At 63.9% G+C, this 25,515-nt stretch carries 20 protein-coding genes and 2 pseudogenes; 12 read left to right on the top strand and 10 right to left on the bottom strand.

Annotated features, from left to right (window positions below; genetic code table 11):
* Positions 1-7: 7 nt before the first annotated feature.
* Entirely contained in the window at positions 8-424 is a 417-nt protein-coding gene (gene tnpA, locus LGN19_RS06420; protein ID WP_413227190.1) for an IS200/IS605 family transposase, read from the bottom strand.
* Between the two features lie 70 nt (positions 425-494).
* On the opposite strand from tnpA, the gene LGN19_RS06415 reads away from it, so the two are divergent.
* Positions 495-1,697: an RNA-guided endonuclease InsQ/TnpB family protein gene (locus tag LGN19_RS06415; protein WP_226213629.1), complete on the top strand. Its 1,203-nt coding sequence runs from the start codon at positions 495-497 to the stop codon at positions 1,695-1,697.
* Positions 1,698-1,742: 45 nt separating this feature from the next.
* On the opposite strand, the pseudogene LGN19_RS06410 reads toward LGN19_RS06415, so the two are convergent.
* From LGN19_RS06410 to LGN19_RS06400, 3 genes and pseudogenes are all read right to left on the bottom strand, one after another.
* Positions 1,743-2,072, bottom strand: a pseudogene (locus tag LGN19_RS06410) (cupin domain-containing protein); the annotation flags it as partial.
* A 92-nt stretch (positions 2,073-2,164) separates the two neighbouring features.
* Entirely contained in the window at positions 2,165-2,497 is a 333-nt protein-coding gene (locus tag LGN19_RS06405) for a cupredoxin family copper-binding protein (protein WP_174960570.1), read from the bottom strand.
* Positions 2,498-2,522: 25 nt separating this feature from the next.
* Positions 2,523-3,467, bottom strand: a complete 945-nt coding sequence (locus LGN19_RS06400) for a metallophosphoesterase family protein (protein ID WP_122947545.1) — start codon at positions 3,465-3,467, stop codon at positions 2,523-2,525.
* 274 nt (positions 3,468-3,741) lie between these two features.
* Here LGN19_RS06400 and LGN19_RS06395 point away from each other — a divergent pair, with 274 nt between their 5' ends.
* The 3 genes from LGN19_RS06395 (at position 3,742) to LGN19_RS06385 (ending at position 8,522) form a co-directional block, all read left to right on the top strand.
* Positions 3,742-5,331: an inorganic phosphate transporter gene (locus tag LGN19_RS06395; RefSeq protein ID WP_226213628.1), complete on the top strand. Its 1,590-nt coding sequence runs from the start codon at positions 3,742-3,744 to the stop codon at positions 5,329-5,331.
* 81 nt (positions 5,332-5,412) lie between these two features.
* A complete protein-coding gene (locus tag LGN19_RS06390; protein WP_226213627.1) occupies positions 5,413-7,164 on the top strand; it encodes an ABC transporter permease in 1,752 nt (583 codons plus the stop codon).
* Positions 7,165-7,175: 11 nt separating this feature from the next.
* Entirely contained in the window at positions 7,176-8,522 is a 1,347-nt protein-coding gene (locus tag LGN19_RS06385; protein WP_122947542.1) for an AAA-associated domain-containing protein, read from the top strand.
* A gap of 50 nt (positions 8,523-8,572) precedes the next feature.
* Here the strand turns inward: LGN19_RS06385 and LGN19_RS06380 are convergent, their stop codons facing one another.
* From LGN19_RS06380 to LGN19_RS06355, 6 genes are read right to left on the bottom strand one after another with little or no spacing between them, the layout of a single operon-like run.
* Entirely contained in the window at positions 8,573-9,691 is a 1,119-nt protein-coding gene (locus LGN19_RS06380) for an ImpA family type VI secretion system protein (protein ID WP_226213626.1), read from the bottom strand.
* On the bottom strand, positions 9,688-10,743 hold the full coding sequence (gene tssG / locus LGN19_RS06375; RefSeq protein ID WP_226213625.1) for a type VI secretion system baseplate subunit TssG: 1,056 nt from the start codon (positions 10,741-10,743) through the stop codon (positions 9,688-9,690). Before tssG ends, LGN19_RS06380 begins: the two co-directional genes overlap by 4 nt.
* Positions 10,743-12,632: a type VI secretion system baseplate subunit TssF gene (gene tssF, locus LGN19_RS06370; protein WP_226213624.1), complete on the bottom strand. Its 1,890-nt coding sequence runs from the start codon at positions 12,630-12,632 to the stop codon at positions 10,743-10,745. The genes tssG and tssF overlap by 1 nt, the downstream gene beginning before the upstream one ends.
* Positions 12,633-12,669: 37 nt before the next feature.
* A complete protein-coding gene (tssE, locus tag LGN19_RS06365; protein WP_226213623.1) occupies positions 12,670-13,236 on the bottom strand; it encodes a type VI secretion system baseplate subunit TssE in 567 nt (188 codons plus the stop codon).
* A complete protein-coding gene (locus tag LGN19_RS06360; RefSeq protein WP_226213622.1) occupies positions 13,229-14,080 on the bottom strand; it encodes a type VI secretion system accessory protein TagJ in 852 nt (283 codons plus the stop codon). Before LGN19_RS06360 ends, tssE begins: the two co-directional genes overlap by 8 nt.
* Positions 14,077-14,727, bottom strand: coding sequence for a TagK domain-containing protein (locus LGN19_RS06355; protein WP_226213621.1), 651 nt, complete (start codon positions 14,725-14,727; stop codon positions 14,077-14,079). The genes LGN19_RS06360 and LGN19_RS06355 overlap by 4 nt, the downstream gene beginning before the upstream one ends.
* A gap of 538 nt (positions 14,728-15,265) precedes the next feature.
* On the opposite strand from LGN19_RS06355, the gene tssH reads away from it, so the two are divergent.
* From tssH to LGN19_RS39530, 8 genes and pseudogenes are all read left to right on the top strand, one after another.
* Positions 15,266-17,947: a type VI secretion system ATPase TssH gene (gene tssH / locus LGN19_RS06350; protein ID WP_226213620.1), complete on the top strand. Its 2,682-nt coding sequence runs from the start codon at positions 15,266-15,268 to the stop codon at positions 17,945-17,947.
* A gap of 36 nt (positions 17,948-17,983) precedes the next feature.
* Positions 17,984-18,523: a type VI secretion system contractile sheath small subunit gene (tssB, locus tag LGN19_RS06345; protein WP_226213619.1), complete on the top strand. Its 540-nt coding sequence runs from the start codon at positions 17,984-17,986 to the stop codon at positions 18,521-18,523.
* A gap of 27 nt (positions 18,524-18,550) precedes the next feature.
* A complete protein-coding gene (gene tssC, locus LGN19_RS06340; RefSeq protein WP_226213618.1) occupies positions 18,551-20,044 on the top strand; it encodes a type VI secretion system contractile sheath large subunit in 1,494 nt (497 codons plus the stop codon).
* Positions 20,045-20,137: 93 nt separating this feature from the next.
* Positions 20,138-20,623 carry an Hcp family type VI secretion system effector gene (locus tag LGN19_RS06335; protein ID WP_175031026.1) on the top strand — a complete coding sequence of 162 codons (486 nt, stop codon included), beginning with the start codon at positions 20,138-20,140 and terminating at the stop codon, positions 20,621-20,623.
* Positions 20,624-20,702: 79 nt separating this feature from the next.
* Complete coding sequence (gene tssJ, locus LGN19_RS06330; protein ID WP_226213617.1) at positions 20,703-21,206, top strand: type VI secretion system lipoprotein TssJ; 504 nt, start codon at positions 20,703-20,705, stop codon at positions 21,204-21,206.
* A gap of 31 nt (positions 21,207-21,237) precedes the next feature.
* Positions 21,238-22,584 (top strand): type VI secretion system baseplate subunit TssK, encoded by a 1,347-nt coding sequence (gene tssK, locus LGN19_RS06325; protein WP_226213616.1) that lies wholly within the window; start codon positions 21,238-21,240, stop codon positions 22,582-22,584.
* A 52-nt stretch (positions 22,585-22,636) separates the two neighbouring features.
* On the top strand, positions 22,637-23,899 hold the full coding sequence (gene tssL, locus LGN19_RS06320; protein WP_226213615.1) for a type VI secretion system protein TssL, long form: 1,263 nt from the start codon (positions 22,637-22,639) through the stop codon (positions 23,897-23,899).
* A 26-nt stretch (positions 23,900-23,925) separates the two neighbouring features.
* Positions 23,926-25,515 (top strand): annotated as a pseudogene (locus tag LGN19_RS39530) (type VI secretion protein IcmF/TssM N-terminal domain-containing protein); the annotation flags it as partial.

The raw sequence follows: 25,515 nt of genomic DNA, 5'->3' as shown, positions 1-25,515 counted from the left end.
TCAAACCTCATCCTTCAGGGCGGGGGAGGATAGCGCGGAAGCCGTAGGCGTCCTTTCCGGCGGCTAGGGGGGGCGATTTCTGTTGTTCGATGTATTTGCGAACGATTTCGATAGGTGCTCCGCCAGAACTTCCGGCAAAGTAAGACCGAGACCACAGCGCACCGCTCCACAACTTTTTTTGCGAATGCTGGAGCAGCACTTCTGTCGGATCATGCGACTTGAGACGCCCCTGAATCCGTTCACTGGCAACCTTGGGCTGATAGTCCACCAGCAGGTAAACGTGATCGTCCTCGTCGTCGAACTCCGCACGTTCGGCTTCGAAGTCGCGGCATACGCCTGAAAAGATGCCACGCATGTCGTCAAGGATTTCCATGATGAACTCGTCGCACCGGTATTCGGTCACGACGACCAAGTGCACATGCATGAGAAAGACGTAATAGCGACCGCGTTGAATGGCTTGACTCTCGCTTGTAGGCCACACATACAATGGCCCAATGCGACGACTCCAGGCTTTCAAGTTCGAACTGATGCCGAACGGCGAGCAGCAGCGCGATATGCGCCGCTTCGCCGGATCGTGCCGGTTCGTCTACAACAAGGCACTGGCGTTGCAGAAGGAGAACTACGAGGCGGGCGGCAAGTTCATTGGCTACGTAGCAATGGCCAAGCATCTGACGGAGTGGCGTAACGGAGGCGAAACGCCATGGCTCAAGGATGCCCCCGTTCACCCGTTGCAACAGGCCCTCAAGGACATGGAGCGAGCCTACAAGAACTTCTTTGCCAAGCGGGCGGCGTTTCCGAAGTTCAAGAAGCGCGGCCAGCGCGACAGTTTTCGCTACCCGGACCCCAAGCAATTCAAGCTCGACCAGCCCAATGGGCGCATTTTCCTGCCTAAGTTGGGCTGGATGCGGCTAAGGCTGTCGCGTCCCGTGCTGGGCGAACTGCGCAACGCAACGGTCAGCTTCAACGCGGGCAAGTGGTGTGTCTCGATCCAGACCGAGCGGGAGGTCGAGCAGCCGGTGCCCCATGCCACCAGCGTGATCGGCATCGATGTGGGCATTGCCCGCTTCGCCACGATGAGCGACGGCACGTTTCTCACACCGCTCAACAGTTTCAAGAAACATGAAGCTCGTCTGCGTCGATGCCAACGTGCGATGAGTCGCAAGGTCAAGTTCAGCAATAACTGGAAAAAAGCCAAGGCCAGAGTCCAGCGTATCCATACGCGCATCGGCAATGCTCGCCGCGACTACCTGCACAAGGCCACGACCACGATCAGCAAAAACCACGCGATGGTGTGTATCGAGGACTTGCAGGTTCGGAATATGTCCAGGTCGGCGGCAGGCAGCACAGATGCGCCTGGCAAGAACGTTCGGGCCAAGTCCGGTCTGAATAAGGCCATCCTCGACCAAGGGTGGTTCGAGTTCAGGCGGCAGTTGGAATACAAGCTGGCCTGGAATGGCGGCTGGCTGGTGGCGGTGCCGCCCGCGAATACAAGCCGGACGTGTCCGGCTTGTGGATACGTGAGTGCGGATAACCGGACCACGCAGAAAAAATTCACCTGTGTCGAATGCAGTTACGAGGAGAACGCCGATGTCGTCGGCGCTCTGAACATTCTGGCGCGGGGACACCGCGTTGCAGCCTGTGGAGAGCCGGTGAAGTCGGGCCGCTCCGTGAAGCAGGAACCTGCCGAGGCGATCTGAGATAAGAATTATCGTTTCAGACGCGGTAGGAATCCCCCGTCTTCAGGCGGGGGAGGATGTCAACAGGTGATGGCCGTTGCCCGAGCCTTTCGGAAACGCCGCGCAGTCGCCGGCACGCAGCACGGTTTCGCCGCCGTCCTCGATCATCACGAGTTCGCCTTCGAGCACGTAGACGAATTCGTCCTCGTCGGAATGCCAGTGGCGCTGGCTCGACCAGCCGCCCGGCGGCACGCGCATCAGGTTGACGCCGAAATCGCGCAGCCCGCCGGCGTTGCCGACGCGCTGGCGGATGCGCTGCGCGCACGGCGCGTCGAACGGCCGCGGATAGCCGCTGCCGCGGCGTTCGGGTACGGCGCTGAGGTCGATCCTGGGCATGGGCGGCTCCGTCGGCCACGCGGGCGAATGGGTTGGGGGCATTGTAGGCGCCGTCGCCCGCCATGCGTCCGCGCGTGTCGTGGTGCGTCGCGTCATTCGACCGTGATGGTCTCCTTCATGTACGGGTGTATCCCGCAGAACACCTTGTAGACGCCCGGCTTGTCGAAGCGGAACGAGTACGTTTCGTCCTGGTCGAGCGCCTTCGAATGAAAGATGCCGGCGTCGTTGACGACGGTGTGCGGCTCCGCGTCGAGGTTCTTCCACGTGATCGTCGTGCCGGCCTTGATCGTGGTCGACATCGGCGAAAACATGAAGTTGTGGATCGTCACGAGCGTGCTGTCCGGGCCTTGCGCGAACGCGGAAAGCGGGGCGGCGGCGCACAGGATCAGCGCGGCGACGACGCTGGATGGCTTGAAGCGGTTCATGTCGGTCTCCTTGCGGTTCGGTGCGTCACGCCAGCGTCGCATCGTGCAGCGACGATGTGACCGGATGGCCCGCGAATTCGACGGTCGTCACGCCGAGCATCGACGGCAGCCGGTCGCGCGGCACGGTGAGCGGCACGGGGCCCGGGCCGTTGCCGGCCGTCGGCTGCGGGAACGCGGTGGAGCGCGCGGTGTGGAACGTCACGTTGCCTTCGACCTTCGACACGATCTGGTGGATGTGCCCGTTCAGCACGGTGACCGAGCCGAAGCGGCGCAGCAGCGCCATCGTCTGCGGCGCGTCGCCGGTGCCCCAGCCCCACGGCTCGTAGATGGTCCACATCGGCATGTGCGAGAACACGACGATCGGCGTGCTCGACGAGCGGCCCTTGAGATCCTGCTCGAGCCACGCGAGCTGGTCGTCGCCGAAGCTGCCGAGCCCGTTCGGCTTGAAATGCATCACGTTGACGAGGCCGATGAAGTGCACGCCCGCGTGATCGAAGCTGTAATACCCGCGGTTGTCCGACGCCTTGCCGAACCGGCCGAAATATTCGGCGCCGGAACCATCGGTGACGTCGTGCTCGCCGGGCACCGTATGCAGTTCCGGCACGCGCAGCGCCGACAGCAGTTGCGACGCGTGGTCGAACTCCTCGGGCTTGGACAGGTGCGTGATGTCGCCGGTATGGATGGCCAGCGCGGGCATCGCCGGCATGCCGTTGACGAGGTCGATCGTCTGCTTCAGCGTGGCCGACACGTCGGGATTCGCCTCCTTGTTGAAGCCGATGTGCGTGTCGCTGATCTGCACGAACAGCGGGCGGCCCGCGTTGGCCGGGAGCGCGTCGCCGGTCTGCGCGAGCGCCAGGTCGAACGGCGTCAGGATGCCGCCCGACAACGTAAACAGCGTGCCGAGGCCGCCGAAGGCCATGCACTGCAGGGCCTTGCGTCGCGACGGGTTGGTGGGGGTCGATGAAGACATGTGAGCCTCGCATTCGTGTGACGAAACCGGACGGCCGGATCGTCCTGGAATAAACCGGCGCCTTCGTGTGCCATACCGGCGCAGTGGCGGATTTATTCCCGAGCGAGGATTTATTCCCGTGCGTTACAAGGTGGACCCCCCGTGTTCGCGGCTTGCGCGGCGCGGCGCGATTCCTGACAGATGGTCTGTCAATGTCTTGTAAGTGACACGTCACATTTGCGTCACGACCGATCGATAGCCTGCCACTCCGAGTCACCTCTCCGGAGCCCCCTTCATGCCGAATCTCGCGGCAACGGAAACCAGCGGTGCGGTCAGCAATCGCACGCGCACCCTCAGCCTCGCGCTGTTTTTTCTGATCATTGCCTGCGGCATCGTCTATGTCGGTGTGCATCTCAGCGCCGATCTCAGTCCCGTCAAGGAAAGCTCGGTCCTCCCGTTCCTGCTGCTGATCGTCGCGCTGCTGATCGCGCTCGGCTTCGAATTCGTCAACGGCTTCCACGACACCGCGAACGCGGTCGCGACCGTCATCTACACGCATTCGCTCGACCCGCACCTGGCGGTCGTCTGGTCGGGCCTCTGGAACCTGTGCGGCGTGCTCGTGTCGAGCGGCGCCGTCGCGTTCGGCATCCTGCAGTTGCTGCCGGTCGAGCTGATCCTGCAGGTGGGCAGCGGCTCGGGGTTCGCGATGGTGTTCTCGCTGCTGATCGCGGCCGTCACGTGGAACCTCGCGACCTGGTACTTCGGGCTGCCGTCGTCGAGTTCGCACACGCTCGTCGGCTCGATCATCGGCGTCGGGCTGATGAACCAGATCGTCAGCGGCCCGTCGGGCACGAGCGGCGTCGACTGGAACCAGGCGCTCGGCGTCGGCAAGGCGCTGCTGTTCTCGCCGCTGATCGGCTTCGTGCTGTCCGCGCTCGTGCTGCTGCTGTTGAAGGCGCTCGTGCGCGTGCCGGCGCTGTACCAGGAACCGAAGGGCAACAAGCCGCCGCCGTTCTGGATCCGCCTGCTGCTGATCCTCACCTGCACGGGCGTGTCGTTCGCGCACGGCTCGAACGACGGGCAGAAGGGCATGGGGCTGATCATGCTGATCCTGATCGGCGTGATGCCGACCGCCTACGCGCTGAACAAGGCCGTGACGCCCGACCAGACGAGCACGTTCGTCGCGGTGGCGCGCCACGCGTCGACGACGCTCGTCAAGTATGCGGATCCGGCCGCGCAGTCGGCCGACCCGCGCGCCGACGTCGAGGCGTACGTGCGCACGCACAAGCTGTCGCCCGCGACGATTCCCGCGTTGGGCAAGCTCACCGACACGATCGCCGACCAGGTCGCGCAGGCCGGCGGCATCTCGAGCGTGCCGCAGAACCTCGTCGACAACGTGCGCAACAGCATGTATGTCGCGTCCGAGGCGATCCGGCTGATGGAGAAGGCGAAGGCGCCGGCGTTCTCGGTCGAGGACGCGAGCGCGCTCGAAGCGTTCAAGAAGCAGATGGACCGCGCGACGAAATTCATCCCGACCTGGGTGAAGGTCGCGGTCGCGATCGCGCTCGGCCTCGGCACGATGGTCGGCTGGAAGCGGATCGTCGTGACGGTCGGCGAGAAGATCGGCAAGTCGCATCTCACATACGGGCAGGGTGCATCGGCCGAGGCCGTCGCGATGCTGACGATCGGGATGGCCGACGCATACGGGCTGCCGGTGTCGACGACGCACGTGCTCGCGTCGGGCGTGGCCGGCACGATGACGGCGAGCGGCTCGGGCCTGCGCTGGGATACCGTGCGCAACCTGGTGCTCGCGTGGGTGCTCACGCTACCCGCTTCGATCGCACTGTCGGCCGTCCTGTACTGGGCGCTGCACGGACTGTTCTGACCCGCGCCGGGGGGCGCGACGTCCGGCTGCGTCACGCGCAGCCGGTCCCATCGATTTTCAATTCAACACAAGACGCTACCGATGGATATCAGTTTCGATCCGAACCGCACCGCGAACGCTTCGGCGTGGCGCGTGATGCCCAACCGCTGGGATGCCGTCGCGTTTCCGCTGATCATCTGCCTGCTCGCGATGACGATCATCGGCTTTCACCAGACGATGGCGCCGATCGGCGTGCTGCAGACGCAGAAGATCACGCTCGATCCGTCGAACCTGCCTGAATACGCGCTGCGCACCACGCTGCGGATGCTCGCCGCGATGGTCGCGTCGCTCGTGTTCACGCTCGTCTACGGCACGCTCGCCGCGAAAAGCCGCCGTGCGGGCATGGTGCTGATCCCGATCCTCGACATCCTGCAGTCGGTGCCGGTGCTCGGCTACATCTCGTTTACCGTCACGTTCTTCATCGCGCTGTTCCCGGGCCGCGTGCTCGGCGCGGAGCTCGCGGCGATCTTCGCGATCTTCACGAGCCAGGCGTGGAACATGACGTTCAGCTTCTACCAGTCGCTGCGCACGGTGCCGCGCGATCTGCATGAAGTGTCGCGCGGCTTTCACCTGACGGCCTGGCAGCGCTTCTGGAAGCTCGAAGTGCCGTTCTCGATGCCGGGGCTGATCTGGAACATGATGATGTCGATGTCGGGCGGCTGGTTCTTCGTCGTCGCGTCGGAGGCGATCACCGTCGGCAACCAGACCATCACGCTGCCGGGCATCGGCGCGTATCTCGCACAGGCGATCTCGGACAAGAACCTCGGCGCGGTCGGCTGGGTGATCGTCGCGATGACGGTCGTGATCCTCGCGTACGATCAGTTGCTGTTCCGCCCGCTCGTCGCGTGGTCCGACAAGTTCCGGATGGAGAACACGGCGTCGGGCGACGCGCCGCAATCCTGGCTGCTCGACATGATGCGTCGTACGCACCTGATTCACCAGTTGCTCGTGCCGGCCGGCTGGCTGCTGTCGCAGGCTGCCCGCGTGCCGCTGCGCGTCCCGTCATTCAAGGGCGTGGGTGCGCGCGTCGTATCGAGCAAACGGTCGTCGCGGATCGGTGACGTCGTGTGGGGCGTGTTGGTGGTCCTGTTGACGGTGTATGTCGTGTGGCGCGTCGTGACTTTCGTCGCGACCGGCGTGACGATGGCCGAGGTCGGTCATGTGCTCGTGCTCGGCCTGATCACGCTGCTGCGCGTGCTGCTGCTGATCCTGATCGCATCGGTGATCTGGGTGCCGCTCGGCGTGTGGATCGGGTTGCGTCCGGCGCTGGCCGAGAAGATCCAGCCGCTCGCGCAGTTCCTCGCCGCATTCCCGGCGAACCTGCTGTTCCCGGTGTTCGTGATCGTGATCGTCCGCTTTCACCTGAATGCGGACATCTGGCTGTCGCCGCTGATCGTGCTCGGCACGCAGTGGTACATCCTGTTCAACGTGATCGCCGGCGCGATGTCCTATCCGAACGACTACAAGGAAGTGACGAAGAACTTCCATATCCGCGGCAAGCAGTGGTGGCGGCAGGCGATCCTGCCCGGCATCTTCCCGTACTACGTGACCGGTGCGATCACCGCATCGGGCGGCGCGTGGAACGCGAGCATCGTGTCCGAATTCGTGCAGTGGGGCGATACGAAGGTCGTCGCGCATGGCCTCGGAGCGTACATCGCGCAGACGACCGCCGCCGGCGATTTCCCGAAGATCATCCTGGGCATTGCCGTGATGTCCCTGTTCGTCACCCTGTTCAACCGTCTGCTGTGGCGTCCGATGTACGCCTATGCGGAAGCCCGGCTCCGTCTCGATTGAGAGTAAGCGCGATGCAAAATCCGAATGTTGTGAATGCCCCCGTCCAGACGAACCAGGCGGCCCAGCCGCCGCGTCTCGGCGAAGAAATCCTGCGCGTCGAGCATGTCAGCCGCGGTTTCAACAAGTCGCAGGGCGAGCTGCTGGTGCTCGACGATGCGAACCTGTCGCTGCGCGAAGGCGAGATCGTCGGCCTGCTCGGCCGTTCCGGCTCGGGCAAGTCGACGCTGCTGCGGATCATCGCCGGGCTGATCGAGCCGACCGGCGGCGAGGTGTCCTATCTGGGCAAGCCCCTTGACGGTCCCGCCGAAGGTGTCGCGATGGTGTTCCAGACCTTCGCGCTGTTCCCGTGGCTCACCGTGCTGCAGAACGTGGAAGCCGGTCTCGAGGCGCTCGGTGTCGACGCACGCCAGCGGCGCGAGCGTGCGCTGGCCGCGATCGATCTGATCGGTCTCGACGGCTTCGAGAACGCGTACCCGCGCGAGCTGTCGGGCGGCATGCGTCAGCGCGTGGGCTTTGCGCGCGCGCTCGTCGTCGATCCGACGATCCTGCTGATGGACGAGCCGTTCTCGGCACTCGACGTGCTGACCGCCGAGACGCTGCGTACCGACCTGCTCGACCTGTGGACGCAGGGCCGCATGCCGATCAAGTCGGTGCTGATCGTCACGCACAACATCGAGGAAGCGGTGTTCATGTGCGACCGGATCCTCGTGCTGTCGTCGAACCCGGGCCGCGTGATCGCCGAGATCAAGGTGCCGTTCAAGCATCCGCGCAACCGGCTCGACACCGATTTCCGCAAGCTGGTCGACGACATCTACGCGAAGATGACCGCGCGTGCGACCAACGAGGCGACGAAGAAGGGGCTCGAGCTCGGCAGCTGGCTGCCGCGCGTGTCGACCAACCTGATGTCCGGCCTGATCGAGACGCTCGCGATGGCGCCGTACCACGGCCGCGCGGACATGCCGGAAATCGCGCGCACGCTGCATCTGGAGGTCGACGAACTGTTCCCGATCGCCGAAGTGCTGCAGTACCTCGGTTTCGCGGACGTGCGGGAAGGGGACGTGTTCCTCACGCCGCCCGCGCGCGTGTTCGCGGAATTCGGCACGCAGGAGCGCAAGCTGATGTTCGCGGATCACCTGCTGAAGCACGTGCCGCTGGCCGCGCGGATCCGCAAGGTGCTGAACGAGCGTCCGGGCCACCGTGCGCCGCGCGTGCGCTTCGAGCAGGAGCTGGAGGATTTTCTGTCCGACGAAGCGGCCGAGGAAACGCTCGACGCGGTGATCGACTGGGGCCGTTACGGCGAAGTCTTCTCGTACAACGACAAGACCGAGGTGTTCAGCCTCGAGGATGTCGAGAGCTGATCGTCGAGTGCGCATGGTATCCCGTCACGCACGACCGTGACGGGATACCATCATGAACCGTCTGCCTCTTCCCATTGCGCGAGAAGCTCCGGCGGAATGGCCCTGACGACATCGACGTAGCGCTTTCCGACGAACTGTTCGGCGCGGTTGAGCAGCACCGGGATGGGGCTGCTCGGTTCGTTCGTCTCGAACCACCGGCGTGCCGCGCAGATCAGCGCCAACGCCGCCTGCCGGTCCGTTGGCGCACGGGGAGCGGTCGCGACCATGGACGTCGGGGTTGGAGAGGCCGCCTCCGCGTCATCCGGACGCGCCGGCGCAGTGGCCGTTTCGTCGAGTGCGGCCAACACCGGCGTATCGCGTTCCTCGTGTTCGACCGCACGCAACGTGCCGGATCGGCTATCGACCTGCGGCTCGCTCGCCTGAAAGAGCTTGAGCAGGCGGAGCAACGGGGAAAAATCCGGCAGGTACGTCTCGAGGTGCGTCGTGCACCACGAATCGATGGCGGAGAGGCTCGAGATCGCGTCGTCGAAGGCCGTCATCGTTGACGGCTGCTGTTCCCGCAGGTTCTGCAATTGCAGGGTGACCGAATCGGGCGCGAGCGCATCGACCGGGCGCGGATGCGCGAACGCGCGCTCGACGTCACGAACCTGCAACCGGGTGGCAGTCGATCGTGTCAATACGATCTCCCGCACATCGGCCAGCAACCCTTCCGGATCCGACAGCACCTGCAGCGCGTTCATTCGCATTTCCAGCGCGGCATGGCGATCGTTGTCGGCATCGGCCTGCGGATGGACCTGGTCCGGAAACGCCTGCAACCACGCCGCCAGTAACCGCGTTCCTTCCGACAGGCCTGCCGCGCCGTCCAGGCGCGTGCGACAGCGCGTATGCAGCACGGCAACGCGTATGTCCTTCGTGCGCGTCATCAACCGCCGGCAGTCTCGCTCGGTCTCGCTCCAGTTGAGCGGTCCGGGCGAATCGACGAATGTGCCGTATTGCACATCCTGTCGGGGTGCGGTGCCGGCAAACAGCACCACGAAATCATGGTCGTATTCGAGATCCGGGCCGCACGGTTCCGTACCGTTCAACGGCGCCAGCCAGTCGTCATGCGGCGTATCTGCGACGGGCGCACGGCCAGGCTTGTTTGGGGCGGGAGATGATTTCTTGCTCATGGTTGATGTTCGGAGGCAGGGGCGCGACGATTGAATTGGCGTGCATGGCGTTCCGGCTCGAAGCGCATGCCGGTGATCGGCTTGTCGGATGCGGGGCGGCCCAGCCAGCCAGACCAGCCCATGCGCTGCTGGCCGCCCATGACGGCCGGCGGCGCGCTCTCAGGCTTGATGCGAAGCTCCAGTTCCCATTCGAGCTCGTGGCCGACGAATGCCCGAACCCATTCGACGAGTCGCGGCAGGTCTTCGCCTTGCGGCGTGAAGCGCAGGTAGGCATCCAGATCGACGGGGCCGATCACGATGCGGAACCGGTGCTGACGGTCCGGTGCGACACGCCCGAGCACGGCGCCCCGGCCCATCGTCGCGGCAGCACCCGGGTACCCGATGCGCCCGCAGTCGGCCGGATCGATTTCGATCCAGTGAAAGACGTTTTCCTCGAGGGTGACCGGAACGCCGAAGTAATGTTCGAGCGTGGCGCGCAGCCCGTCCGGATTGCGCGATTCGCGGACGAGATGGGACGAGGCGGCCAGGCGCGCATGCGACGGAAGCGGGCACCGGTCGATTTCGCCGACCGCTTGTCCTGCGAGGCTTGCGATATAGAACGAGAATTGCTCGTCGTGTTTTCGGTCGAGGCCCGCAGCCGCCTGCGCGGAAGCCCACGCTCGATAGAACAGGGTGAAGAACCGATGATGGAAGATGTCGAAGAAGTCGACGGTGGTGGTGTCGCGGCGACTGCTTTCCCGGTCCTTCGCGATCTCGGTAACGTGGATCGGTAATGGACCGTTGGGTCCCAGCATGCCGAGGCCGAACAGCCGCATCTTGAGTCGCCCGGCCGTCTCGTGTGCGCTCGCGATTTCACTCGGCGGGAAGGCCAGGCTCGGCTGTTGACCGAGCCTGAACGGCTCGGCCCGTGGCCGGCGTGCGCTGCCGATCGGGTCGACCGCCGGGTTCGCACCGATCCGCCTTAACATCGACAGGAATCCGAAGCGCCAGGGTTCGGCCTGCAGGGATGCGAGCAATTCGGGCGACAGCGCGGGTAGTGTGGCGCGCTTCATCACAGTGCTCCGCGCGTGCCCGTGCGCGCCGGCCATCGCGCGATCCGGCCGCGTTGCATCGAGTGCAACTCCGTCTGCGTGAAGCTGTTGATCGAGACGTGCCGCGCGAGCCAATGCTCGAGGATCGCCCCGAAGAGATAGGGGCTCACGCCCGAGAAGCCCGTCTCGTCGACCGTCAGCGCACATTCGATGCCGCGGCCGAAGGTCATCGGGCCGGTTCCCGGCAGCTTGCGCGTGACGGGGCGCGTTTTCGCACCCACGAGGCTCTCGACCTGGCGGCCTTGCCCTGAGTCGCCATCCACGAGGTACAGACGCAGCAGGTCGCGCAGGCCTTGACCGCCTTCCCGGTGATCGAGTGCTTCGAGCGGCAGATAGTTGAAGTTCAGCTGGCGGATCAGGCGCCACGCCATCTCCCGCTCGGCATACGGCGGTAACGGTGCGCTCGGCGGGCGAATCAGGCCGATGCAGTCGACTGGCGCGGACTGCGCGGTTTCCAGGTCGTGCACGCCGTTGCGCGGCACGAGCGTGGCGAGATCCCGGTTCGTCAACAGTGCGTCGACCGACAGGAAGCGAATGTTTTCGCCGTACGGCGCTTCTGCCTGGTCGACGAGCGAGAGAAACACCTCCGTCCCGACGTAAGGCGTGCGCGTACCGTAGCGGCGTGCCGAATCGGACAGCAGGCGCCGCTCGCGCCGCACCGAAAAATAACGACCGTGATTGCCTTCGTCATTGTTCAGCGTCTGATAGAGCGGCCGGAATTCGAGTTCGGAAGTCGTCGCGGCGACCTGCCCGTAGACGGTGCGGACCGAGAACACTTCATAGTCGAGTGGCGTGAGTCTCGCCGGCACCAGATGGAATTCGGTGTCGCGCGGCGAGATCTCGACCCGGTCGGTATGTTTGCGGAACAGATTGATGACGGGCGTGCAGAAGAGCGCGAAGCGCGATACATCGACGAGATTGGCGAGAGGACCGGGCACCCGGTCGAGCAGCACGACGATTTCGACCTCTCTGCCGTTGACCCGCGAAAGGCCTTCGGCAAGGCCGTTCAAAGCAAAGAACCAGAACCGCGCGGGGCACGCGAAGTATTCATGCAGCAGGTTGTGCCCGTGGAATTTGGCCCAGTTGAGCGGCAGCAGGCTTTGGTCGATACCCAATCCTTCGTGTTCGATCGCGTTTTCCATGACGGCAGCGAGCGAGCGGCCCGGTGTGCCGAATTCCCCGGGAGCACCGATCACGGAGGCAATGCCGCCTGCATGCAGCAATTCGAACAGGTGCGACGCGACCTGTTCGTCGCCTGCCAGATACACCGGAAGCCGCTCGAGTCCTTTCAGGTCGGCGATCCGCATGTTCCCCGTGGTCGCGAGTCTGATCCGCAGCGCGCCGCGCACTTGCTTGTCGGGCGGGCTATAGCGCTCCAGCGCCGGGATGTCCGGTGGAATGCCGGTCAGCCGCGCTTCGGTGATCGTGAGCGGCCACAGCGTGACGTCCTGCCCGCTCGTGAACTGGCATGCCGTGCGCTCTCCATCGGGAACCTTCGCGGTGAACGCGGTCCCGCGCGGGAGGCGATAGCCGTCGGCGAGACTGCCTTCGGACTTCCCGGGGTACAGACGGGCGATCGAGATCGACGGGGTCGGCGCGACGTAGTTCGGATAGATGACCTCGAGCAACCGTTCCGTGAAGCGCGGAAACTCCGCATCGAGCTTGATCTGCATGCGCGCGGCCATGAAGCTGAACGATTCGATCAGGCGCTCGACATAAGGGTCCGCCACTTCGCCGGCCTGCATGCCGAGCCGGCGCGCGATCTTCGGATGTGCATGCGCGAACTCGGCAGCGAGCTCGCGCATGTAAATCAGTTCCTGGTTGTAATAGTCGAGCAGTCGCGGGTCCATCGGAGAGGCCTCGTTGTGGTCGTTGTGTGCGCCGCGCTCAGCCGGCGCGCATGCCCGTGATCCGGATTTCGCTCGTTTCGAGATCCAGCGAGCTTTGCACCATGAATTCGAGTGGATACGGATCCATGTGAATCAGGCCGCGGACTTCGAAGGCGAGCACATTGTGATGTTCGCCTGCGGAATCGGTATCGGCGTGGGTACGGGGCGCTACCACCAGCGAATTCGGAATCAGGCGCGGCTCGAAATCGCCGATGGCCCGGCTGATCATCTTTTCGACGTCGTTCCACTGACGCGATGCGATAAAGGTGCCGGCGAGCGGTGGTACGCCGAAATTCACGGTCGATGCCGCCGCTTGCGGATGGCGATTGCGGTCGATCCGGTCCTCGATACTCGTCGTGTTGAGCAGATAGGCGAGATCGCGCTGCACGATGTCGCGCATCTGTTTGCGCGTGACTGTGTATTCCTCCGGGGTCTCGGTCTGCCGATGCGGTGCATCGTCGCGCAGGCGATCGAGCAGGGTCGGCATCAGATGCGAGCTGGCTCGTCGCGGCGTACGTGTGGTCGGCGCGTCGGCACCCGGCTGGTGTTTCCGGCGCTCAGTCATGGGCTCGATCCGCGTCGATCGCAGCAGGCGTCGCGCGCGAGCCGAACTCCGCGTGAGCCAGCTCGAACAGGCTGAAGTCGCCCAGGTCCGTTGCCCAGGTTTTCTGCCCGAGCGCGACGACACCCGTGCGGCCGATGTCGCGCCAGAAGGTTTCGCGTCCAAGGCGCACGGCGTCGCTGTCGGTTTCCGAACCCGGATAGCGAGCCGGCATGAAGCCGTGGACGAGGCCGCCGTCGACGAGCGTGAGTGTGCAGGGCGCCCAGACCAGATCGATCGGTTGGGCCGGCTGCGACACGCGCCATCCAGCGAGATCGGCGAACGGCACCCAGCGATAGTGTCCGGCCGTGATGACTTCGCAGACCGGGCCGAAGCGGGCGTCGCTATCCGAGATCCATGCGGCATGGCCCTGCGGCGCGACGAGCGGAACGTCCGGCGCGGCCCGGAATGCCGCATCGCGGAGGGTGTCGGCCTGTTCGACCTGCCCGTCGGTCGCGTGGCGAATCGCGTCCAGCAGCGTATCGATCCAGGGCGGTGATGCAAGGACGACACCCGGGCGCTCCCGGCCCTCGACCACCTTTGCACGCCACCGTTCGGCACGGATCAGGTCGCGATACATCTGCGCGGTTCGGGCCTGACCCGGGTCGAGCTTTGCCCAAACCTGCAGTTGCTGGATCGCGCGTGACCACTCGCCGACGATACACAGCAGCTGGAACAGCGCCCAGCGATGGGAGGCGGTCGTCGGCTGCGAGCGGATGCGTGCTTCGATACGTGCGATCTGATCGACGAGCGGGAGGCCGTTCGCACGCTGCGCGGAGGGCGTATCGGTGGTGGTTAGCCTGGTCATGGTTGGTCCTTGCGCAAGGGCGCTGTCAGCGGACTGTCCACGGACAGCGCATGGTGCTCGCGCCGGGTAAGCAGCGGAGGCGGCGCGGGGGCGCGGCGCGCAGACTCGGCATGAAATTCGGGCGGCGCGAACAGTTGCAGGATCTCCGGAACGGATTCGCCATCGGGCGCCGGTTCCGCATGGCCGCCCAGATGACCGAAGGCATCCTCGATCGTGCGATTGCCGGACAGGAGTGTCTCGATCGAATCCGAACGCCCGGTCGTTTCGTCGGCATGTGCGTCGTGCGGGTGATCCGACGTGATCTCGTGCGGGAGCGTGTCGTCTACCGATGGGGCCCATGCCGAAGCGATCGGCGCGCCGGGGTCGGTCAGGGCGCGCCAGTACTGCGCATGAAGCGCATCGATCAGTGCATCGGTGTGGTCGGCGTCGATGCCGGTCGTGTCCGCTGCGGCATGCGGATAGGCTGCAGCACCGTCACGGGTGCCGATACCGAGGAGGCCGAGCATGTCGTCGTCGAGGCGAGCGGGGCCGAAGGCGTCGTCCCGCGGCAGCGTGTCGGCAACGGGCTGCGAGCGTGCGTCCTCCGGTGCGGGCGCGAAGAGCGAGGTGTTCGACTGACGACGCCAGGGCAGGCGAAGGGGGCGCATGAGTAGGTTCGATAGCGAAAGATCTGAAAATCAAACGCGAGTATCGATGAATCTTTCATCTCGAAAAAGCACTCTGACAATAAATGTCAGGAAATAGATGGGGGAGTGATTGTAAAAAATTGCAACGGTTAAATAAAAATATGATTCCAATCAATGGGGTGAGGTCGTTTGTTTGCATTTAAGGTTGTTTTGATTCTCAATTTATCTCGAAATAACAATGACTTGAGGGTGGGTGGTTGATGGGTCGTCCGTGACTTGTGCAAGGTTGGCCGGCGCCGTTTGCATGGATTTCGATACAGTGCGAAATAGGACTTGTCTGAATTTTTCATTTCAGGTGAATTGAAAATTAATGCATTGACGTAATTATTGTTTCGTGTCGATAATTCGGCTCATGATTCGGGGTGGCCGTATTTTCCGAATCGGAGAGAGAGGCGTGTTTCGAATATTCGAGGTCCTGTCTGGCAAGGCATCCATCAAGGACTCCTGATTGCCGTGACGGAATCGTCCGCAGCGCGCTAACGAACAGAACAAGACCACCATGAACATTTCACGCCAGACCTTGTTCGGCAAGCTCGGGGTCGAGCTTTACCGAGGAATCGAGTCGGCAACGAGTTTCTGCAAACTGCGCGGGAACCCGTTCGTCGAACTCGTCCATTGGCTGCACCAACTGCTCCAGCAGCCGGACGGCGATTTGCAGCGGATCGTTCGCCATGCGGAGATCGATCACGATGCGCTCGAGCGCGATCTTGCGCGGGCGCTGGCTGCGTTGCCGGCCGGCGCGAGTTCGATCAGCGACTTTTCCTGGCATATCGAAGCGGCTATTGAACGCGGCTGGGTGTTGGCAACGCTCGGTCATGGCGATTGTCGCGTGCGCGGTGCATGGCTGGTTGCGGCGCTCGTGTCGACCCCCGAACTGCGGCGTGTACTTCTCGCCATTTCCCCGGAATTCGGCAAGATTTCAGTGGAAGATCTTGGCAATGTGCTTCCCGCGTGGATCGACGGGTCACCGGAAGCCGCCGACGGGCCGTACGATCACAGTGAACTCGCGCCGGCGCTGCCGGGCGAGACCTCGGGTGCGCTGCCGGTCACGTCGAAAGGCAATTCGCTCGAGCAGTACTGCCTGGATCTCACCGCGCGGGCCCGCGCCGGCGAAATCGATCCCGTCATCGGCCGCGAGCTCGAGATCCGCACCATGATCGACGTGCTGATGCGTCGGCGGCAGAACAACCCGCTGGTCACCGGCGAGGCCGGCGTCGGCAAGACGGCCGTGGTGGAGGGGCTGGCGCGTGCGATCGCATCGGGCAACGTGCCGCCGAATCTTGCGGACGTACGATTGCTGAGCCTCGATGTCGGCGCGCTTCTCGCAGGGGCGAGCATGAAGGGGGAGTTCGAGGCTCGCCTGAAGGGCGTGCTCGAGGCGGCGGCAAGATCGGCGGCGCCCGTCATCCTGTTCGTCGACGAAATCCATACGCTGATCGGCGCGGGCGGGCAGGCCGGCACCGGCGATGCCGCCAACCTCCTGAAACCTGCGCTCGCGCGCGGCACGATCCGCACGATCGGTGCGACGACCTGGGCCGAATACAAGCGGCATATCGAGAAGGACCCGGCGCTGACCCGGCGCTTTCAGGTGTTGCAGGTCGCGGAGCCGTCCGAGGTGGCCGCGACCGACATGGTGCGCGGGCTCGTGCCGACGTTCTCGTCGCATCACGGCGTCGTCGTGCGGGACGAAGCGATCCGTGCCGCAGTGACGCTGTCGCATCGCTATATTCCGTCTCGCCAGTTGCCCGACAAGGCGATCAGCCTGCTCGACACCGCGTGTGCGCGCGTCGCGCTGTCGCAGCACACGACGCCGCGCGAGCTCGACGACGTGCGGCAGCGCGTGGCAGCCGCGCGTGCCGAAGAGACACTGCTGCTGCAGGAGGCCCGTATCGGTCTCGATGCGGACAAGGCGTTGAATCGCGTGCGTACGCGCATCGACGCGCTGGCGGAGGAGGAGGCGGCGCTCACGGCTCGCTGGCGCGAGCAGGTGTCGGCCGCCCAGGCGTTGCTCGCAGGAAGAGACGCCGCGATCGCGGACGCGGAGGATTCGCCGGTGTCGGTCGATCAACTGCGCGAACTTGAACGTGCGCTGGCCACGCTGCAGGGCGATGTGCCGCTCGTTTTCCCCGAGGTCGACGAAGCCATCGTCGCCGAAATCGTCTCGGACTGGACCGGTATCCCGGTCGGCCGCATGGTCACCGACGAGATCGCCGCCGTTCGCCGCTTGCCGGAAACGCTGGGCATGCGCGTGATCGGGCAACGCGACGCGCTGCACCTGATCGGCGAACGCGTGCAGACCGCGCGGTCGGGTCTGACCGATCCCAAGAAGCCGCTGGGTGTGTTCCTGCTTGCCGGCCCGTCCGGCGTCGGCAAGACCGAGACCGCGCTGGCGCTTGCGGAGGCGCTATACGGGGGCGAACAGAACCTGATCACGATCAACATGAGCGAGTATCAGGAAGCGCACACCGTGTCGGGCCTGAAAGGCGCGCCGCCCGGCTATGTCGGCTACGGCGAGGGCGGTGTGCTGACCGAAGCCGTGCGTCGTCGTCCCTACGCGGTCGTGTTGCTCGACGAGATCGAGAAGGCGCATCGCGACGTGCACGAAATGTTCTTCCAGGTGTTCGACAAGGGATACATGGAAGACGGCGACGGCCGCCATATCGATTTCCGCAATACCACCATCCTGCTGACGAGCAACGTCGGTGCCGACCTGAGCGCGAGCCTATGCGCGGATCCGGCACTGTCGCCCGATCTCGACGGCCTGCGGGCCGCGCTTGCCCCGGAATTGCTGAAGGCATTTCCGGCGGCGTTCGTGGGGCGTGTGACGGTCGTGCCGTACCGGCCGCTTGCCGACAACGCGCTTGCCAGCATCGTTTGCCTGCATCTGGATCGCGTCGTGAAGCGCGTGGCGGACAGCCACGACATCCCGCTTGTCTACGACGACACGCTCGTGAACTACATCGTCGGCCGTTGCCTGGTTCAGGAGACTGGTGCGCGCGTGCTCATCGGCTTCATCGAACAACACGTGCTGCCACGCCTTTCCGCGCTCTGGCTCGACGCGTTTGCATCACGCGCGCCGCTCGCGCGCATCGCGATCGGCGTGGCCGATGCCTCCGCATCGCCTGCCCAGGCGCTGACGTTCGAGGCGACCCCTTCTCATCGTGTCGAGCCGTGCCGTTGAGCTCGACATCCGTCAACCACTGTCAGGAGACTGTTCATGTCCGCTAGCAGTTCGCAGAAGTTCATCGCGCGCAATCGTGCGCCGCGCGTGCAGATCGAATACGACGTCGAAGTGTATGGCTCGGAGAAGAAAATCGAGCTTCCGTTCGTGATGGGCGTGCTTGCCGACCTGTCCGGCAAGCATCCGGTCGAACCGCTGCCCGCGGTATCGGATCGCCAGTTCCTGGAAATCGATATCGACAACTTCGACGAGCGCATGAAGGCGATCCGGCCGCGCGTTGCGTTTGCCGTGCCGAATACGCTGACGGGCGAAGGCCAGATGATGGTCGACATGACCTTCGAAAGCATGGAGGACTTCTCGCCGGCCGCGATCGCCGACAAGGTGGAGCCGCTGCGCCGCTTGCTTCAGGCGCGTACGCAACTGGCGAACCTGCAGACGTACATGGACGGCAAGTCGGGGGCCGAAGCGCTCGTCACCCAGTTGCTGCAGGACCCGGCCCTGCTGAAGTCGCTGGCCGCGGCGCCGCGGCTCGAGTCGCAAGAAGAAGGCGCGGCCGATTCGGGCGACGCGAGCTGACCGACCAACCGATCCAGGATGACCATCATGGCAAAACAGCAAGCACAGGCCGTCGAGGCCCAGGCGACCACCCAGTCCGACTTTACGCAGCTGCTGGAGCGGGAATTCCGGCCGAAAACGGACCAGGCCCGCGCGGCGGTCGAACATGCGGTGCAGACGCTCGCGGAGCAGGCGCTCACGCAATCGATCACGATCAGCGACGACGCCTACAAGAGCATCGCGGCCATCATCGCGCAGATCGATCACAAGCTTTCCGAGCAGATCAACCTGATCCTGCATCACGACGACTACCAGGCGCTTGAATCCGCATGGCGCGGCTTGAACCACCTCGTGTCGAACACCGAGACGGACGAACACCTGAAGATCCGCGTGATGGACGTCTCGAAGACCGAGCTGCATCGCTCGATGCGCCGCTACAAGGGGCTGGCGTGGGACCAGAGCCCGCTCTTCAAGCAGATCTACGAGCAGGAGTATGGTCAGCTGGGCGGTGAGCCATACGGCTGCATCGTGGCCGACTATTACTTCGACCATACGCCGCCGGACGTCGACCTGCTGGGCTCGATCGCGAAGGTGGCGGCGGCTTCGCACACGCCGTTCGTGACCGGTGCGGCTCCGTCGGTGCTGCAGATGGAGTCCTGGCAGGAACTGGCCAACCCGCGCGACCTGACGAAGATCTTCACGCAGAACCTCGAATACACCGCGTGGAATTCGCTGCGCAATACCGAGGATGCGCGCTACGTCGGTCTCGCGATGCCGCGCTTCCTGGCGCGGCTGCCGTACGGCGCGAAGACCAATCCGGTCGACCAGTTCGATTTCGAGGAAGACACCAACGGCTCGAACCACAGCCGCTATGGCTGGGCCAACGCGGCCTACGCGATGGGCGTCAACATCAATCGCTCGTTCAAGCAGTACGGCTGGTGCTCGCTGATTCGTGGCGTCGAATCCGGCGGTACGGTCGAGAACCTGCCGTGCCATACGTTCCCGACGGACGACGGCGGGGTCGACATGAAGTGCCCGACCGAGATCGCGATTTCGGATCGCCGCGAGGCCGAGTTGTCGAAGAACGGTTTCATCCCGCTCGTGCATCGCAAGAACACCGATCACGCGACTTTCATCGGCGCCCAGTCGCTGCAGAAGCCGGCCGAGTATCACGATCCCGACGCAACCGCCAACGCGAATCTGTCCGCGCGCCTGCCGTATCTGTTCGCGTGCTCGCGCTTCGCGCATTACCTGAAGTGCATCGTGCGCGACAAGATCGGCGCGTTCAAGGAGCGCGAGGACATGCAGCGCTGGCTCAACGAATGGATCATGCATTACGTCGACGCCGATCCCGCGAACTCGTCGCAGGACACGAAGGCGCGCCGGCCGCTCGCGGCGGCGGAGGTGCTCGTCGAGGAAGTGGAAGGCAATCCCGGCTACTACCAGGCGAAGTTCTTCCTGCGCCCGCACTTCCAGCTCGAAGGGTTGACCGTTTCGCTGCGGCTCGTGACGAAGCTGCCGTCGATCAAGGAAGCCGCTTGACCGCACGGTAGGTCCCGTAGGGCCGGACATCGGCTTGATTTGGCAACCGACGATCGGCCAGTTTCAAATCGTTAAATAAAAGGAGTACTACACATGGCACAGGACATTTTTCTGAAGATCGACGGCATCAACGGCGAATCGCTCGACGACAAGCACAAGGACGAAATCGAGATCCTGAACTGGGACTGGGAGATCCAGCAGGAATCGTCGATGCATTCGGGTAGCGGCGGCGGTGCCGGGAAGGCAACGGTCAAGGATCTCACGTTCGAACACAACATCGATCGCGCGAGCCCGAACCTGATGAAGTACGCGCTGACGGGCAAGCACATCGACCAGGCTGTGCTGGTGATGCGCAAGGCCGGCGGCAATCCGCTCGAATACCTGAAGCTCACGATGAGCGACGTGATCGTCACGCGCGTGAAGCCGTCCGGCAGCAAGGTCGGCGAAGAGAAGAGCCGCGAGACGGTGTCGCTGTCGTTCTCGAAGGTCAAGCAGGAGTACGTCGTGCAGAACGCGCAGGGCGGCAGCGGCGGTGCCGTCACGGCGAGCTTCGACATCAAGGGCAACAAGGAAGCGTAAGTGCGGGGTGCCGCGTGCGGCCGAGTGTTCGTGCTCTCCGCGCGCGGCGCATTTCGCGCTTCATCGAGGTGAATTCTGCATGCGTTCGATTCTGACTGCCGCGTCGCTCGCCGGTGTCGTGCTGCTCTCGGCCTGCGCGAGCGGTGAACCGAAGCCGAAGGAGCCGGTTCGGCTCGAACTGGCCGTCAAGGCGGCATCCGACGTCAATCCGGACGATCGCGGGCGCGCAGCGCCGATCGTGGTCCGCATCTACGAGCTGAAGAGCGACAACGCGTTCGAGGCGGCGGATTTCTTCACGCTGGAGAACCAGGAGAAGACCGTGCTGGCCGACGATGTCGTCAAGCGCGACGAGTTCCAGTTGCGGCCCGGCGAGCAACGGAAAGTCGTCAGGCGGCCCGATCCGGAAACGACCGCCATCGGCGTGATCGCGGCCTATCGAGACCTGCCGAACGCGGTGTGGCGGTCGGTCTACACGATGCCGGCCGCGCCCGACAAGGCGTGGTACCGCTTCACACCCAAGGTGAAACTGACTGTCGATCTCGAGGCCAAGGCCGTCAGGATCGACGAAGCGAAGAAGAAATGAAACACGTCGCGCAACACAACGGACGATACGTATGAGCTGGTACGCCAAGGTCGCCTGGCAGGAAGGGTTGTTTTTCAGACCGCAACTGTTCCAGCAACAGGAACGCTACTTCGAGAAGTACGCACACTTGCGTGCGGCGCCGCTGTCGCCGTTTTTCTTCGGCTTCGCGCATTACGGGCTCGATCTGGAGTCGCTCGCGCTCGGGAAGGTGATCGTCAAGTCGGCCGCCGGCGTGTTCGCCGACGGCACGCCGTTCGATGCGCCGGGCAATACGCCGTTGCCACCGCCGTTGACGATCCGTCCGGAACACCTCGACCAGGTGATCTATCTGGCGGTGCCGGTGCGCTTGCCGAACTGCGAGGAAACGACGTTCGCCAACACGGCGGATTCGATGGCGCGTTATCAGGTGTTCGACACCGAACTGCGCGATTCGAATTCGGTCGGCCTTGCGCCCGAATCCGTACAGCTGTCGAACCTGCGGCTGCGCCTCGTGCCCGAGAAGGAGCTGGGCGATGCATGGATCGGCCTTGCGCTGACGTGTGTGAAGACCATCCGTGCGGACGGCAGCATCGAACTGGACGACACGATCGTGCCGCCCGTGTCCGGCTATGGCGCGAGCGATCTGCTGACGAGCTGGGTCACGAAGATCCACGATCTCGCTCACCTGCGCGCGAATGCGTTGTCGCAACGGCTGGCCGGTACCGACGATACGACCGCGAGTGCGGCGACCGTCACGGACTACCTGCTGTTGCAGATCCTGAACCGGTACGAGCCGTTGCTGCAACACATGCTGCGCGTGCCGACCACGTCGCCTGCCGACGTGTACACGCTGCTGATCGCGATGGCGGGCGAGCTGTCGACTCATTTGCGCACGAACACGCGTCGTCCGCTCGATACGCATCCGCCTTATCGGCATACGACCCCGCATCTCTGCCTGAAGCCGGTGGTCGACGATACGCATCGTCTGCTCAACGCCGTACTGGTGCGGAGCGCGCAGAGCATCGTGCTCGAGGATCAGGGGCATGGCATGCGCAATGCGGTGGTCGATCCGGTGGATATGCAGGGCTTTGCTTCGCTGGTGCTGGCTGTGCATGCGGCGATGCCCCCCGATGCGCTGCGTCAGCAGTTTCTCGCGCAGGCGAAGGCGGGGCCGTCGGAGAAGTTGCCAAGCCTGGTGCGCAGTCATCTGCCGGGTATCGGCATGCAGGTCCTTCCGGTGCCGCCGCGGCAGATTCCGTTCAACGCCGGATATATCTATTACGAGCTGATGCAGGGCGGGGGGCTGTGGGAGGAGGTGGTACGTCACGGGGGGATCGCATTGCACGTAGCGGGCGACTTCCCGTCGCTCAAGCTTGAACTGTGGGGTGTGCGCGCGTGAATACCGAACGGCTCTCCCTGAATTCCGGAATCGCGATCAGCGACGTATCGCCATGAGCAATCAATCTACCGGAGCGGGCCAGTCCGAGAATGGAGCGGCACCCGATTCCATCGCTCGGGAATCGAATGCGTTCATCGGATCGGGTATTCCTTTCCGCGAACGCCTGAGTGCCGTCGAGCAGGCATCGAATCCACTGCGCGAAGCGGCATGGCCTCTTCTTCGAGCACTTGCCGAGATGCCGAATCACCTCGATGCGGGTGAAACGTTCATGCTGCACGATCTGCTCACGCAGGAGGTGCGTACCTTCCAGAGGCTTTGCGAGCAAGCCAACGTTCGTCGCGATCATGTGATCGGTGCCCGGTATTGCCTTTGCACGGCGCTCGACGAGGCTGCCGGGCGGACCGAGTGGGGGAAAGAAGGTTCGTTCGGCATCCAGTGGATCCAGGACGGGCTCGCCACGACGTTCCATGAGGATCGCGATGGCGGAGACAAGGTCTATCTGTTGATCGCCCGACTGCTCAGTGAGCCCGGTGAGCATCTGTATCTCCTGGAAGTCGTCTACGAGATTCTTAGTCTCGGCTTCGAGGGACGTTACCGGCACGAAGCGAACGGCAAACGCAAGCATGAAGTGATTCGTCAGCGACTCTACAACGAGATCACCGTGCGGCGCGGCTCGGCGCCCGCGAAGCTGTCGCCGCATTGGCAGTCGGACGCGAAAGGCAAGCGACTGTCTTTCCACGATTTTCCGGTATGGATCAGTGTCGCGTTCCTGTCGGTGATCCTGCTCGCGATCTTCGGCTGGTTCAAATATGAGCTGATGAGCCGGAGCGCCTCGGTACAGAAGCAGATCGCCGAGATCGGTCGACTGACACCGCCGCCCGCACCGCCGAAATTGCATCTGAAACAGCTCCTCAAGGACGAGATTGCCGCGGGCACGGTCAGTGTCGACGAGGATGCACGTCACAGCGCGGTGACGTTCAGGGGAGATGCGATGTTCCAGCCGGGAGGCGTCACGATAAAAAGCGCCATGGCACCGCTGGTCGCGAAGATCGCCGGTGAAATCGTGAAGGTGCCGGGCAAGGTCACCGTGCTTGGCTACACGGACAACGTGCCGATCCGTAGCCGTCAGTTCCCGTCGAACGAAGTGTTGTCGGAGGAGCGGGCAACGCAGGTCATGCAGATGTTGCAGTCGGCGGGCGTCCCCCCCGGTCGCCTCGAAGCGGTCGGCAAGGGTGATACCGATCCAACCGGCGACAACCGTACAGCCCAGGGGCGCGCGCAGAACCGGCGCGTCGAGATCGTCGTCGCGCAATAGCGCAGGGTCCGCTTCCGGAAACGCATATGAAGAAGTTTCGTTTGTTTCTCGCATCCCGGCAGTTTCTCGGGTTGCTCGCGCTGGTTGTCGCGGCGCTGGTCATCTGGTTCGTCGGGCCGTTCATTTCGTTCGGCGGCCTCAAGCCGCTGGCCGGCGCCGGCATGCGTGTGCTGCTGATCAGCTTGCTGCTCGTCGGCGTATTGCTCTGGCTTGCGGATCGGTCGACGCGCATCGTATTCGTTGCACTGTCGTGTCTGTTGATCTGGTACGCGTCGCCGTTGCTGTCATTCGGTCAAACCTCGCCGTTCGAACCGGCTTCCGTACGGCTGGTTGCGATTGCGGTGGTGGTTTCAGTCTTCGTTGTCTACCGGCTGTTCCGGTTCTGGCAGCGCGCGCAGGAGGACGAGGCATTCCTGCAGAAGATGCTGCACTTCGGCCGCAAGAAGGCGCAGTCGCCTGCCGCGCGACGGCTGCAGAAGGTCGACGCCATCGTCACGAGTGCGATGGTACGACTGAAGTCGATGCGCACCGGTGCAAGAGGGCCGGGCAAGCTGTTTCAGGGAAAGCGTTACCTCTACGAATTGCCGTGGTACATCACGCTGGGCTCCGGAGGGACGGGGAAGACGAGTGCGTTGCTCAATGGCGGCTTGTCGTTCCCGATCGCGGAACAGATGCAACGTTCGGCCGCTGCTTCCGCGGGGGACGCGAATGCCGTGGATTGGTGGTTTACCAATGAAGCGGTGCTGATCGATACGACCGGTTACTACACGCGTCACGGTACATCGCTGGCAACGGAGCTGGACGCTCCGCTCGATCTGCCGGATCCACGGGCGGTCAAGGACGGTGACGGGACAAAAACGGCCGGAGAAGGCAAGGCGTCGACCGTGCAGGCCGCTGCAGGGGCGGCGTCGAACGGAAATGTCTTTCAGTTTCGGACCGATACGCGCGAATGGCGCGAATCGCTCGACAGCGCCGAGTGGCTGGGCTTTCTCGGAATGTTGCGCAGGCATCGGCCTCGTGCCCCCATCAACGGTGCGCTGCTGACCATCGAGCTGACCGCGCTGGCGAGCGCGGACGAGCAGGCGCGCATTGCCGAAGCGGCCGCGCTGCGGGCGCGCCTGGCTGAATTGCGCCAGGAGCTGGGGATCAGCTTCCCCGTCTACCTGCTCGTGACCAAGATGGATCGCCTGCCGGGATTTCCCGAGTATTTCGGTGCGTTGACGGCCGAGAGCCGCGCACAGGCATGGGGCTTTACGCTTCCGCAGAGCAATGGGGCGATTGCGAAGGAAGGTTTGCGCGCGCGTTGCCGCGATGAATTGACTCAACTGGCAGGCCAGTTGTCGAGCGCGGTTCATACGCGTCTTCAGGACGAAGACGAGGCCAGGAAGAATCGCCGGCTCATCCTGTTGCCGAAGGAGTTCTCTGCGCTGATCGAGCCGCTGGTCGACCTGATCGAGCGTGTGTTCCTTGATTCGCGCTATGACAGCACGCAGCTTCATTCGAGCCTTCGAGGCGTCTATTTCACCAGTGCGCAGCAGGCGGGCAACGCGGTCGTCGCCGAGCGCGACACGATCGTTCAACGTCTTGCACCTAAACAGTGGCAAGGCGGATCGGGT

The sequence above is a fragment of the Burkholderia sp. AU30198 genome, assembly GCF_020419825.1.
GTDB lineage: Bacteria > Pseudomonadota > Gammaproteobacteria > Burkholderiales > Burkholderiaceae > Burkholderia.
The sequence above is the reverse complement of the archived record's forward strand: the minus strand, read 5'-3'. Positions and strand labels throughout refer to the sequence as shown.